This is a genomic window from Citrobacter gillenii, from assembly GCF_013337685.1.
Classification (GTDB): domain Bacteria; phylum Pseudomonadota; class Gammaproteobacteria; order Enterobacterales; family Enterobacteriaceae; genus Citrobacter; species Citrobacter gillenii.
Window position 1 is genome coordinate 399519 of the sequence record NZ_SUQN01000006.1, and the last position, 14399, is coordinate 413917.

Annotated in this window: 7 protein-coding genes and 1 pseudogene; 6 read left to right on the forward strand and 2 right to left on the reverse strand. The window is 53.6% G+C overall.

Annotation, left to right across the window (positions count from 1 at the left end; translation table 11 throughout):
* Positions 1 to 196 precede the first annotated feature (196 nt).
* On the reverse strand, positions 197 to 2533 hold the full coding sequence (arcB, locus tag FCH32_RS16440) for an aerobic respiration two-component sensor histidine kinase ArcB (RefSeq protein ID WP_117342737.1): 2337 nt from the start codon (positions 2531 to 2533) through the stop codon (positions 197 to 199).
* Between the two features lie 195 nt (positions 2534 to 2728).
* Positions 2729 to 3658, reverse strand: a complete 930-nt coding sequence (gene mnmL / locus FCH32_RS16445; RefSeq protein ID WP_115257371.1) for a tRNA modification radical SAM protein MnmL/YtqA — start codon at positions 3656 to 3658, stop codon at positions 2729 to 2731.
* Positions 3659 to 4345: 687 nt separating this feature from the next.
* On the opposite strand from mnmL, the gene gltB reads away from it, so the two are divergent.
* From gltB to FCH32_RS16475, 6 genes and pseudogenes are all read left to right on the forward strand, one after another.
* The gene (gene gltB, locus FCH32_RS16450) at positions 4346 to 8806 is read left to right on the forward strand and encodes a glutamate synthase large subunit (RefSeq protein WP_135953049.1); all 4461 of its coding nucleotides are present in this window, start codon (positions 4346 to 4348) and stop codon (positions 8804 to 8806) included.
* Between the two features lie 12 nt (positions 8807 to 8818).
* Positions 8819 to 10237, forward strand: a complete 1419-nt coding sequence (locus FCH32_RS16455; RefSeq protein ID WP_096755493.1) for a glutamate synthase small subunit — start codon at positions 8819 to 8821, stop codon at positions 10235 to 10237.
* Positions 10238 to 10448: 211 nt separating this feature from the next.
* Positions 10449 to 11516, forward strand: a complete 1068-nt coding sequence (locus FCH32_RS16460; protein ID WP_174361216.1) for a PDDEXK nuclease domain-containing protein — start codon at positions 10449 to 10451, stop codon at positions 11514 to 11516.
* A 21-nt stretch (positions 11517 to 11537) separates the two neighbouring features.
* Positions 11538 to 11636 (forward strand): annotated as a pseudogene (locus tag FCH32_RS23485) (FAD-dependent oxidoreductase); the annotation flags it as partial.
* A 197-nt stretch (positions 11637 to 11833) separates the two neighbouring features.
* Positions 11834 to 13084: a cytosine permease gene (gene codB, locus FCH32_RS16470; RefSeq protein ID WP_174361217.1), complete on the forward strand. Its 1251-nt coding sequence runs from the start codon at positions 11834 to 11836 to the stop codon at positions 13082 to 13084.
* Entirely contained in the window at positions 13074 to 14354 is a 1281-nt protein-coding gene (locus FCH32_RS16475; RefSeq protein WP_117342744.1) for a cytosine deaminase, read from the forward strand. Before codB ends, FCH32_RS16475 begins: the two co-directional genes overlap by 11 nt.
* Positions 14355 to 14399: the final 45 nt, after the last annotated feature.

The following is a 14399-nucleotide window of genomic DNA, read 5'->3' on the forward strand; positions in this document are numbered from 1 at the left end:
TTAATAATTCTTATTAAAATGCTACGCTTCACACATTTAACTGATTCATGTAACAAATTATTTAAGATTTGCTATCTTAACTGCGTGCGGCCTGAAAATTAGGGCTGCGCCCTTGTAAACAATGATAATAATTTACGGCGCAGCCACGATTTCCCTGGTGTTGGCGCAGTATTCGCGCACCCCGGCTAAGCCGGGGTCATTTTTTTTCAACACTCGCCACCCAGGCTCTTAATACCGCCACGTCGTGCTGCCACTCCTGCTTCATCTCTTCAATCCATTCCCCCACGTTGTCCTCCCAGGCAGGAAGGTCCGGGGATTGAATTTGCTGACCCAGCTGCTGCAGATGGCGCAGTCCCACTGACCCCGCGGCACCTTTGATTTTATGGCCTTCCTCAACAACACCTTTTTTATCACGCGCGGTCAGGTTGGACTCCAGCACACTTAAATAACCCGGCATCATCTTCTCAAATACCGCCAATCCGTCGGTAATTAACTTCGGTCCCACCAGCTCGAGGTATTGTTCCAACATGGGAATATCTAACAGCGCTTGCGATTTACTGCTTTCTTCAGATGTCACAGTGCTCTCCTCTTTGTTTCGGGTATCCCAGTATTTTTTAATCATGGCGGTTAACGCTGGTACCGACAGCGGCTTGCTCAGCACGTCATCCATACCCGCTTCCAGATATTCTTTTTTGTCTTTCAGAACGTTAGCGGTGAGCGCCACCAGCGGCGGCAGATCTTCCCGCGCGTACTTTTGCGTTAACTCTCTGGAGATATCCAGACCCGTCATATCCGGCAACTGAATATCCAACAGCACCAGGTCGTACTCACCCGGTTTGAACATTTCCAGCGCGGCTTTCCCGGTCATGGCGACGTCCACGCTGTTACCCAGTTTTTCCAGCACCGAACGGGCGACAATCACGTTCAGTTCAATGTCCTCAACCAGCAGCACATTCAGGGCAGGCAACGGCATGTCGTCTTCTTCGAAGGCGTCTTCAATCTCTTCCGCAACGGCTGGGGCATGAACGGTAAGGGTAAAGACGGAACCTTTCCCCGGCTGGCTGGAAACCGTAATATCGCCGCCCATGTTTTTCGCCAGACGACGAGACACTGCCAGACCAATCCCGGTCCCGGTGGCCGGTTTACCGCCATTGCTGTCCTTCACCTGATAATACATGGCGAAGATTTTATCCTGCTCATCCTGCGGAATACCGATACCAGAATCTTCCACTTCAAAATGCAGCATGTTGCCTTTGTCATAGCGCGCCCGCACGGTGACCTGCCCTTTCTGGGTAAACTTCACGGCGTTGCTGATCAGATTCCACAGGATTTGACGCAGACGCGTCCCGTCGGTAATGACCTTATGCGGCAGCGGCAAGGTTGGATCAAGTACAAAGCGCAGCCCTTTTTGCTGCGCCTGCAGGCCGGAGAGGTTTTCCAGATCCGCCATAAAGCTGGTGAAATCTATCGGCTGGTTATCGAGCTGAACTTTACGCCGCTCCATCTTATCCATGTCGATAATATCGTTGAAAATATTCCCAAGCGTAACGGCAGAAACATGGATAGTTTTCAGGTATTTTTCCTGCTCAGCGGTCAGATCCGTATCCAGCAGGATCCGACTTAAACCGACAATACCGTTCAGCGGCGTACGCAGTTCGTGGCTGATGGTGGAAATAAAGGTCGTCTTGTCACGGCTGGCACGTTCAAGTGCATCCTGGTAGCGCTTGCGCTCGGTAATATCGCGGCCAAAGCCCATCAGGCCGTGTCGTTTACCGACGCGGTCGTAATAAGGCACTTTACGAATTTCAAAGCAGGCTTTACGTCCGTCCGGGTAATCCAGCCATTGTTCATAGGTCAACGAGACATTATGGCGGAACACTTTCTCGTCGGTTTCGATAACTTTTTCAGCCGCTTCTGGCGAGTAAACTTCAATCGGTTTTAAATTCACCAGTTGCTTTTCGCTCTTGCCTGTCAGCAATTCCATGGCGCGGTTACAGCCGGAGAACTCTTTATCTTCATTGCGATAAAAAACCAGATCCGGTGAAGCATCGAGAAAAGAACGCAGAAAAGAGGATTGTTGTTCCAGTTGGATCTGCGCTTCTTCACGCTCTTTAATTTCGACTTTGAGTTGTTCAAACGTTTCCTGGCGCTCCGCTTCCGCCTTTTCACGTTCGACAATCTCCTGGTTAAGCTGCGCAATATTGTCCTTTAACTGCACGTTAAGCTTGAGATCGCGTTCGCGCATCTCTTCCAGCTTCTGCACCAGTCGTGACAGGCGTTGCCGGGACTCCTCCAGTTGCTCCACGACCACTGACAGGAAATAGACCGCCCAGGGGGTAATTAACAGGCCAAAAAAGATGGAGCGAATAACATCAATACTTTCTACCTGGCCATGCAGCACCATGGTGACGGCCATTTGCACCACTATGGCCAACACCACCAGAGCCAGCGCCAATAGCAGCGAAAAGCGCACCAGACCTAATTTCATCATCAGGTCGACATAATACTGCGCCAGCATTCGAATTTGCTTCATAGAGGGTTCCTTCACGACAACTTGGCACAATAATACTCAATTCTCGGCGTGACGTTTGAGATTGTGCAATAAATGCGGAGGCTATCGGTGAAATGACTGAGGAGAGGTCATCGTAGACCTGATAAGCGAAGCGCCATCAGGCAAGCAGGCGCAGATTGCCGGAGGTCGGCTTTGCCTTATCCGGCCTACAGAGGGTTAGCTCCCCGGCTGAGCCCACGGCGTTCCAAGAGCGGAGCCTTGTACACCATGCTCATTGAGATAACGGTCCAGTTCGACCATCCCAGTCCAGCGATTTTCACACCACAGCGGCGCCAGTAACGTCGGGCGACGGGCGCTGGCAGAAATACGATGATAAATAACCTCTGGCGGCGTATGGCGAATCATCTCGCCCGCCGTCACGGTGTAATCGGCCAGCTCAATACCGCTCAGACGCCCTGCTTCCCAGGCCTTCGCCATAATGCTGCCCTTCACGATATGCAGCGGATGCAGCTTAATGCCATCAACGCCGGTCTCCACCACGCGCGCCAGCGTTTGCAGACATTCCGCTTGCCCTTCTCCCGGCAGGCCGACAATCAGATGTGAGCACACTTTCAACCCACGCTCACGCGCCAACTGCGTGGTGCGTTGATAGCAGGCAAAGTCATGCCCACGGTTAATACGGTGCAGCGTTTTATCATGGGCCGTTTGCAGCCCCAGTTCCAACCACACCTCGTAGCCCTGATCTTTATATTCGCACAGCAGATCGAGCACCGCCTCTGGCACGCAGTCAGGGCGCGTCCCGACGCACAGCCCGACAATATTGGCCTGAGTGACCGCCTGCTGGTACATCGAACGCAGCACCTGCACTTCGGCAAACGTGCTGGTATAAGCCTGAAAATAGGCCAGGTAGCGCTTGGCGCGATTCACCAGTTGAGCCTGATGTTCGAGCTGCTCAGCAATCGAATGATGCTGCTGTGCCTCATCGGCAAAGGAGGCGACATTACAGAAGGTGCACCCGCCACGTCCAATGGTGCCATCGCGATTTGGGCAGCTAAACCCGCCGTGCAGCGTGAGTTTATGAACCTTTTGCCCATAACGACGAGAAAGATCCCCACCAAACATATTGACTAATTTCTGTAACTGCATAATCTGATAGACCGCGCCTTGAAAAGAGGCCAAAGCCTGCCATTTTTAGCCCCCGTCGGCGATGACCTGGATCAATCGCCCCGGCGTGCTTTTATTCATTGCATATTCAAGCAAAATAAATGAAATTTCATTCAATCAAAATGTGATTACTTTTCCTTATATCCGATGATTTTTTTTATCTTCCGACGGCCAACGGATAAAAACAGTATCTTTAAGACGCGTAAACTCTATAAACCAGCATAAAATACCAAACATCGCGATAAACAAAGGGAGGACAAGCGATAACGGACCTTTCTGACAGTGAGACAGATCACACTTCCCTCGCCATCCACTGTGCGTTAAATCAATGTAAAAATGCCATTAATTTCAATATATTCATATCGTTAATCGACCTATAGCACATTTTTGTATAAATAAGATTGCCATTTGACCTGTGTGTGGATTCCCGATAACGTGGAAATCCGCTGGAAGCTTTCTGGATGAGCAGCCTGCTCATCATATTTATGCAGTAATTGAGATTCCCTCTGAAGCAAGTCCTCAAACTTGTTTGACCTATGCGAAAAGGATTAAAGAGGGCGAATGCGAGGTGAGCGTATAACGCGCAACCCCCGTCGCCATGCTCTTGGTGTGCCTGTGCGCAAACGGTATCGGAGAGGCGTCCCGCAGAGCCTGGGGAGGTTCACTGATATGTTGTACGATAAATCCCTTGAGAAGGATAACTGTGGTTTCGGCCTGATCGCCCACATAGAAGGCGAACCTAGCCACAAGGTAGTGCGTACCGCCATACACGCACTGGCCCGTATGCAGCACCGTGGAGCCATCCTCGCGGACGGTAAAACCGGCGACGGCTGTGGCCTGTTATTACAAAAACCCGATCGCTTTTTCCGCATTGTTGCGCAAGAGCGCGGCTGGCGTTTAGCCAAAAACTACGCGGTCGGCATGATCTTTTTAAATAAAGACGCTGAACTGGCGGCGGCATCTCGTCGCATCGTTGAAGAAGAGTTACAGCAGGAAACCCTGTCGATTGTGGGCTGGCGCGACGTGCCGACCAACGACGGTGTTCTCGGTGAAATTGCCCTCTCCTCCCTGCCCCGTATTGAGCAAATTTTTGTTAACGCCCCTGCGGGCTGGCGTCCACGCGATATGGAGCGCCGTCTGTTCATCGCGCGTCGCCGCATCGAAAAACGTTTACAGGACGATAAAGACTTCTACGTCTGTAGCTTGTCCAATCTGGTCAATATCTATAAAGGTCTGTGTATGCCGGCGGATCTGCCGCGCTTTTACCTGGACCTCGCGGACCTGCGTCTGGAATCGGCCATCTGCCTGTTCCACCAGCGCTTTTCCACCAACACCGTACCGCGCTGGCCGCTGGCCCAACCGTTCCGCTACCTGGCGCACAACGGAGAAATCAATACCATTACCGGTAACCGCCAGTGGGCGCGCGCCCGTACTTATAAGTTCCAGACCCCGCTGATCCCGGATCTCCACGATGCCGCGCCGTTCGTCAACGAAACCGGCTCCGACTCCAGCTCAATGGATAACATGCTCGAACTGCTGCTGGCAGGCGGGATGGACATCATCCGCGCGATGCGCCTGCTGGTGCCACCGGCCTGGCAGAACAACCCGGATATGGACCCGGAGCTGCGCGCATTCTTTGACTTTAACTCCATGCACATGGAGCCGTGGGACGGCCCGGCAGGCATTGTCATGTCTGACGGTCGCTTTGCCGCCTGTAACCTTGACCGTAACGGCCTGCGCCCGGCGCGCTACGTCATCACCAAAGACAAGCTCATCACCTGCGCCTCCGAAGTGGGTATCTGGGATTATCAGCCCGATGAAGTCGTCGAGAAAGGCCGCGTCGGTCCCGGCGAACTGATGGTGATCGACACCCGCTCGGGTCGCATTCTGCACTCGGCGGAAACCGATGATGACCTGAAAAGTCGCCATCCGTACAAAGAGTGGATGGAAAAGAACGTCCGCCGTCTGGTACCGTTTGAAGACCTGGCTGACGATCAAGTCGGCAGCCGTGAGCTGGACGACGACACCCTTGCCAGCTACCAAAAACAGTTTAACTACAGCGCCGAAGAACTGGATTCCGTGATTCGCGTGTTGGGTGAAAACGGCCAGGAAGCGGTCGGTTCAATGGGCGATGACACCCCGTTTGCCGTGCTTTCCAGCCAGCCGCGTATCATTTATGACTACTTCCGTCAGCAGTTCGCGCAGGTGACCAACCCACCTATCGATCCGCTGCGTGAGGCGCACGTGATGTCGCTGGCCACCAGCATTGGTCGTGAGATGAACGTCTTCTGTGAAGCCGAAGGCCAGGCGCATCGCCTGAGCTTTAAATCGCCGATCTTGCTGTACTCTGATTTCACCCAGCTCACCACCATGAAAGAGGAACATTATCGCGCTGACCGGCTCGATATCACCTTCGACGTGAGTGAAACCACGCTGGAAGAGACCGTCAAGGCGCTGTGCGATAAAGCCGAACAGATGGTGCGTAACGGCACGGTATTGCTGGTGCTCTCTGACCGTAACATCGCCAAAAATCGCCTGCCGGTCCCGGCACCGATGGCGGTTGGTGCGGTGCAAACGCGTCTGGTGGAACAAAACCTGCGCTGCGACGCTAACATCATCGTCGAAACCGCCAGTACCCGCGATCCACATCACTTCGCGGTACTCCTCGGCTTTGGTGCCACAGCAATCTATCCGTATCTGGCCTATGAAACGCTGGGGCGTCTGATTGACACTCACGCTATTGCCAAAGATTACCGGACCGTGATGCTGAACTACCGTAACGGCATCAACAAAGGTCTGTACAAAATCATGTCCAAAATGGGCATTTCGACCATTGCCTCCTACCGCTGTTCGAAGCTGTTTGAAGCCGTTGGCCTGCATGACGACGTGGTGGCATTGTGCTTCCAGGGCGTGGTCAGTCGCATCAGCGGCGCAGGCTTTGCCGACTTCCAGCAGGATCTGCTGAACCTCTCCAAACATGCCTGGTTGGCGCGCAAACCGATTAGCCAGGGCGGCCTGCTGAAGTACGTTCACGGTGGCGAATACCACGCCTACAACCCGGACGTAGTACGCACCCTGCAACAGGCAGTACAAAGCGGCGAATACAGCGACTACCAGCAATACGCGAAGTTGGTTAACGAGCGTCCGGCAGCAACGCTGCGCGATCTGCTGGCTATCGCACCTGGCAATGAAGCAGTAAGTATTGACGACGTCGAACCCGCAACCGAGTTGTTTAAACGTTTTGATACCGCAGCCATGTCCATCGGCGCGTTAAGCCCGGAAGCGCACGAAGCGCTGGCCGAAGCGATGAACAGCATCGGCGGCAATTCCAACTCCGGCGAAGGCGGTGAGGACCCAGCACGTTATGGCACCAACAAGGTGTCGCGCATCAAGCAGGTGGCTTCCGGTCGCTTCGGTGTAACCCCGGCGTATCTGGTCAACGCTGACGTCATTCAGATTAAGGTCGCACAGGGCGCGAAGCCCGGCGAAGGCGGTCAGTTACCGGGAGATAAAGTTACCCCGTACATCGCCAAACTGCGTTATTCGGTGCCGGGCGTGACGCTGATTTCCCCGCCGCCACACCACGATATCTACTCTATCGAGGACCTGGCGCAGCTGATTTTCGATTTAAAACAGGTTAACCCGAAGGCGATGATCTCTGTGAAGCTGGTTTCCGAACCGGGCGTCGGTACCATCGCCACCGGCGTGGCAAAAGCCTACGCGGATCTGATAACCATTGCCGGTTACGACGGCGGCACCGGTGCCAGCCCGCTCTCTTCGGTGAAATACGCAGGTTGTCCGTGGGAACTGGGGCTGGTAGAAACTCAGCAGGCACTGGTGGCTAACGGTCTGCGCCATAAGATCCGTTTACAAGTTGATGGCGGTCTAAAAACTGGCGTCGACATCATCAAAGCAGCCATTCTCGGCGCGGAAAGCTTCGGCTTTGGTACCGGCCCGATGGTCGCGCTGGGCTGTAAATACCTGCGTATTTGCCACCTGAACAACTGTGCAACCGGTGTAGCAACCCAGGACGAAAAACTGCGGAAGAACCACTACCACGGTCTGCCGTTCAAAGTGACCAACTACTTTGAGTTTGTCGCCCGTGAAACCCGCGAGCTGATGGCATCGCTTGGCGTAACACGCCTGGTGGATCTGATTGGTCGTACCGACCTGCTCAAAGAGCTGGACGGGTATACTGCCAAGCAGCAGAAACTGGAGCTGTCTCACCTGCTGGAAACCGCACAACCTCACCCAGGCAAAGCGGTGTATTGTACTGAGAACAACCCACCGTTCGACAACGGCGTGCTCAACGCGCAGTTGCTGCAACAGGCCAAACCATTTGTTGATGAGCGCCAGAGTAAAACTTTCTGGTTCGACATCCGCAACACCGACCGTTCTGTCGGCGCATCACTGTCGGGCTATATCGCTCAGACGCACGGCGATCAGGGGCTGGCTTCCGACCCGATCAAGGCGCATTTCAGCGGTACCGCAGGCCAGAGCTTTGGCGTGTGGAACGCGGGCGGCGTGGAGCTGTATCTGACCGGCGATGCCAACGACTATGTCGGTAAAGGCATGGCGGGCGGCCTGCTGGCGGTACGTCCTCCGGTCGGTTCTGCCTTCCGCAGCCATGAAGCGAGCATCATCGGCAACACCTGCCTGTACGGCGCAACCGGCGGTCGTCTGTTTGCCGCAGGTCGCGCGGGTGAACGCTTTGGGGTACGTAACTCAGGTGCCATCACTGTGGTCGAAGGCATCGGTGACAACGGCTGTGAATACATGACCGGCGGCATCGTCTGTATTCTCGGTAAAACGGGCGTCAACTTCGGCGCAGGCATGACGGGCGGGTTCGCCTACGTGCTGGACGAAGACGGCGAATTCCGCAAACGCGTGAATCCAGAGCTGGTCGAAGTCCTGAGCGTGGACTCGCTGGCTATCCACGAAGAGCATTTGCGTGGACTGATCACCGAGCATGTACAGCATACCGGTTCGTCACGCGGAGAAGAGATCCTGGCCAACTGGCCGGCATTCTCGGCGAAATTCGCGCTGGTTAAACCGAAGTCCAGTGATGTGAAAGCACTGTTGGGTCACCGTAGTCGTAGCGCAGCTGAGCTGCGCGTGCAGGCGCAGTAAGGGGTAGCAGCAATGAGCCAGAACGTATACCAATTTATCGACCTGCAGCGCGTTGATCCGCCGAAGAAACCGCTGAAGATCCGTAAGATCGAGTTTATCGAAATCTACGAGCCGTTTTCCGAAGGCCAGGCTAAGGCGCAGGCCGATCGCTGCCTGTCCTGCGGCAACCCGTATTGCGAGTGGAAATGCCCGGTGCACAACTACATTCCGAACTGGCTGAAGCTGGCTAACGAAGGACGTATTTTTGAAGCAGCCGAGCTGTCACACCAGACCAACACGCTGCCGGAAGTCTGCGGTCGTGTGTGTCCGCAGGACCGTCTGTGTGAGGGTTCTTGCACGCTGAACGATGAGTTCGGCGCGGTAACCATCGGCAACATTGAGCGCTATATCAACGATAAAGCGTTTGAAATGGGCTGGCGCCCGGATATGACCGGCGTACGCCAGACCGATAAACGCGTCGCCATTATCGGTGCCGGTCCGGCAGGGCTGGCCTGTGCCGACGTACTCACCCGTAACGGCGTAAAGGCGGTGGTGTTTGACCGTCATCCGGAGATTGGCGGCCTGCTGACCTTCGGTATTCCAGCCTTCAAGCTGGAAAAAGAGGTGATGACCCGTCGTCGTGAAATCTTCACCGGTATGGGCATTGAGTTCAAACTCAATGTAGAAGTGGGTCGTGACGTGCAGCTCGACGATCTACTGAAAGATTATGACGCTGTGTTTCTCGGCGTCGGAACCTATCAGTCGATGCGCGGTGGGCTGGAAAACGAAGATGCCGATGGCGTATTCGATGCCCTGCCGTTCCTGATTGCCAATACCAAGCAGTTGATGGGCTTTGGCGAAAGCAGCGACGAGCCGTACATCAGTATGGAAGGCAAACGCGTGGTGGTGCTGGGCGGCGGTGATACTGCGATGGACTGCGTACGTACTTCCGTTCGTCAGAACGCATCACACGTGATTTGCGCCTATCGTCGCGACGAAGAAAACATGCCTGGCTCGAAACGCGAAGTAAAAAACGCGCGTGAAGAAGGTGTAGAGTTCCAGTTCAACGTGCAGCCGCTGGGCGTGGAAATCAACGCCAACGGCAAAGTGTGCGGTGTGAAAATGGCGCATACTGAAATGGGCGCACCGGACGCACAAGGCCGCCGCCGTGCGGAGATCGTGCCCGGTTCTGAACACGTGGTCCCCGCCGATGCCGTGGTGATGGCATTCGGTTTCCGTCCGCACAGCATGGAATGGCTGGCAAAGCACAGCGTCGAGCTGGATTCACAGGGCCGCATTATCGCCCCGGAACGCAGCGACAACGCGTTCCAGACCAGCAACCCGAAAATCTTCGCCGGTGGCGACATCGTGCGCGGTTCAGATCTGGTGGTGACGGCAATTGCCGAAGGCCGTAAAGCCGCTGACGGGATCCTGAATTACCTGGAAGTATAAAAAGCCTCTCTGCTGGCCCCCTGCCAAAATTCACATTGCTGGATGGGGGCCTGTTTTCTTCTGCCTCACACATTCACGTCATTCCTGGAAAGCGACTCGCAAATGCTGATGCAGGTCCATGTAATGCAATCGTCATGGATTGACGGCATTAGACCTCGAGCGTATTGATAACGATATATTTTCATTTCGCAACTATCACGCCAGGGAAGACATGAATACACTCACCTCGACACACCATGCTGAGGATTATCAGCAAATCCATGACGGAATAATCCATTTATTGGATAACGCCAGGACAGAAACGGTCCGCAGCATCAACGCAATTATGACGGCAACCTATTGGGAGATTGGCCATCGAATTGTCGAATTTGAACAAGGCGGTGAAGCGCGAGCGGCTTACGGTACTCAACTGATTGAACGTTTGTCCGTCGATTTAAACCAGCGGTACAAACGTGGGTTTTCCACGGGAAACTTGCGACAAATACGAGCGTTTTATCTTTATTTTCAAAATATTGAAATTCAGCAGACAGTGTCTGGTGAATCTTCCCGTCTGGCACAACTCGCCAAAATTTTCCCGCTTCCCTGGTCAGCCTATGTCCGCCTGCTATCGGTTAAAAATCCTGATGCCCGCATCTTTTACGAGAAAGAGACGCTACGTAACGGCTGGTCAGTACGGCAACTCGACAGGCAAATCACCACCCAATTTTACGAAAGAACATTATTGTCCCACGACAAAACCGCCATGTTACAGCAGGTCGCCCCCACCGTCGCTGACGTTACGCCAGAACAAGCAATACGTGACCCGTTCATTCTTGAATTCCTAGATTTAAAGGACGAATATTCTGAATCTGACCTTGAAGAAGCGCTGATAAACCACCTGATGGATTTTATGCTGGAACTCGGTGATGATTTTTCCTTTGTGGGTCGCCAGCGTCGCTTACGCATTGACGATAGTTGGTTTCGCATCGATCTGCTGTTCTTCCACCGACGCTTACGCTGCCTGCTCATCGTTGACCTCAAGGTAGGAAAATTCAGCTACGCCGATGCAGGGCAAATGAATATGTACCTGAATTACGCCCAAGAGCACTGGACAATGCCTGGAGAGAATCCGCCCGTAGGCTTAATCCTGTGCGCGGAAAAAGGTGCTGGCGAAGCTCACTATGCCCTAACCGGTTTACCTCATAAAGTGCTTACCAACGAATACAAAATGCAGTTGCCTGACGAGAAATTACTGGCGGATGAACTTGCCCGTTCACAAACTCGATTAGCGTCTCAATGAGAGCATTCACGGAGCGACTGAGCCAATGGCGACATCGTGCGCGGTTCGGATCTGGTGGTGACGGCGATTGCCGAAGGCCGTAAAGCCGCTGACGGGATCCTGAATTACCTGGAAGTATAAACACATCTTTTCTGGCATCTCGTCCGCACATATGGATGAGATGCCGGATATCCGTCTTCTCTTCTAAAAATACGTAGTTGCTACATAGCATAAATTCGCGAACAACCAGCTTAAAAATCCAGTACGTAAACGTTTGCATTCTTCTGAAAAGTGTATATTATGCGGCGGATTTTTTGGGCAAAATTCATGGAGGTGTTGTGTCGCAAGATAACAATTATAGCCAGGGCCCCGTCCCTCTGGCCGCGCGGAAAGGCGTAGTTCCACTGACATTTGTAATGTTGGGATTAACGTTTTTTTCCGCCAGTATGTGGACCGGGGGCACACTCGGTACCGGTCTTTCCTATAATGATTTCTTCCTGGCAGTTCTCTTCGGTAATCTTCTCCTCGGTATTTACACTGCCTTTCTGGGTTTCATCGGCGCAAAAACCGGACTCTCTACCCATCTCCTGGCGCGTTACTCATTTGGCGTAAAAGGTTCATGGTTTCCCTCAATGCTGTTAGGCGGCACGCAGGTGGGCTGGTTTGGTGTTGGCGTGGCGATGTTTGCTATCCCAGTCAGCAAAGCGACGGGAATCGACGTTAATATCCTGATTGCTGTATCTGGCCTGTTGATGACCATGACCATCTTTTTTGGCATTTCGGCGCTGACGGTTTTATCGATTATCGCCGTACCCGCTATCGTTATTCTTGGTAGTTACTCCGTCTGGCTGGCAGTATCCGACGTGGGCGGCTTAGATCATTTAAAAACGATTGTGCCACAGACACCGCTGGATTTTTCAACCGCGCTGGCGCTGGTCGTGGGATCGTTTGTCAGCGCAGGTACCTTGACGGCCGACTTCGTTCGCTTTGGCCGTAATGCCAAAGCTGCGGTGCTGATTGCCATGGTGGCTTTTTTCCTCGGCAACTCCCTGATGTTTATCTTCGGTGCTGCTGGCGCTGCCGCTGTAGGACAGGCGGACATCTCCGACGTGATGATTGCCCAGGGGCTCCTGCTGCCAGCGATTGTCGTTCTCGGCCTGAATATCTGGACAACCAACGACAACGCGCTGTATGCGTCGGGTCTGGGCTTTGCCAATATTACCGGTTTTTCCAGCCGTACATTGTCGGTGGTTAACGGTATTATTGGCACGCTGTGCGCGCTGTGGCTGTACAATAACTTTGTCGGCTGGCTGACATTTCTGTCGGCCGCGATCCCTCCGATTGGCGGGGTGATTATTGCCGACTATCTGTTAAACCACCGCCGATACGCCGATTTCAACAACGCACAATTTACGCCGGTGAATTGGATAGCCATTCTGTCCGTTGCACTGGGCATCGCTGCCGGCCACTATATTCCCGGTATTGTGCCCGTCAACGCCGTACTCGGCGGTGTAGTCAGCTATATCCTGCTGAATCCACTTTTTAATCGCAGTCTTGCTCAGTCCACGGAGGTCAGCCATGCAGACTAATACCCTCACCATTCGTCAGGCACGTTTACAGGGACGCGAAGGGTTATGGCAACTTACAATTGAAAACGGGCGTTTTAGCCGTATTGAATCCCAGGAAGCCGCATCTTTACCGCAAGGTGAGGTCCTGGACGCTGAAGGTGGACTCGCCATCCCGCCATTCGTCGAGCCGCATATCCATCTGGACACCACGCAAACGGCAGGCGAGCCAAACTGGAATCAGTCGGGTACGCTGTTTGAGGGTATTGAGCGCTGGGCTGAACGTAAAGCGATGCTGACTCACGAAGACGTGAAGACGCGTGCCATGCAAACCCTGAAATGGCAGATGGCCAACGGCATCCAGTATGTTCGTACGCACGTTGACGTTTCCGATCCCACACTAACGGCACTGAAAGCGATGCTGGAAGTGAAGCAAGAGGTCGCACCGTGGGTGGAGCTGCAAATTGTGGCATTCCCACAAGAGGGGATTCTATCTTACCCCAACGGTGAGGCACTGTTAGAGGAAGCGGTACGCCTGGGCGCCGACGTGATTGGTGCGATTCCCCACTTTGAATTTACGCGTGAATATGGCGTGGAGTCGCTGCATAAAATTTTCGCCCTGGCCCAGAAGTACGACCGCCTTATCGATGTGCACTGTGACGAAATTGATGATGAACAATCACGCTTTGTTGAAACCGTTGCAGCACTGGCGCATCGCGACGGAATGGGCGGGCGCGTTACTGCCAGCCATACCACAGCGATGCATTCCTACAACGGCGCGTATGCTTCCCGTCTTTTCCGTCTGCTGAAAATGTCAGGTATTAACTTTGTTGCGAATCCTCTGGTGAACATTCACCTGCAGGGACGTTTTGACACCTATCCCAAGCGTCGCGGTGTCACCCGCGTCAAAGAGATGCTGGAGGCAGAGATCAACGTCTGCTTTGGCCATGATGATGTCTTTGATCCGTGGTATCCGCTGGGCACCGCGAATATGCTGCAGGTGCTGCATATGGGATTACACGTGTGCCAACTGATGGGATACGGGCAGATTAATGATGGGCTGAACCTGATAACCACTCACAGCGCAAAAACCCTGCACTTGCAAGACTACGGCCTGAGCGTTGGAAATTCCGCTAACCTGGTAATTTTACCGGCAGAAAATGGGTTTGACGCGGTTCGTCGCCAAACACCTGCCCGTTATTCCATTCGCCACGGGCGGGTCATCGCCGAGACCGTACCGAGTCAAACAACGTTGCATCTGTCGCAGCCAGAAACAGTGACATTTAAGCGGTAGATTGTCTTTTGAATAATTGCCGCAGACACGCAGCTGCGGCAATTA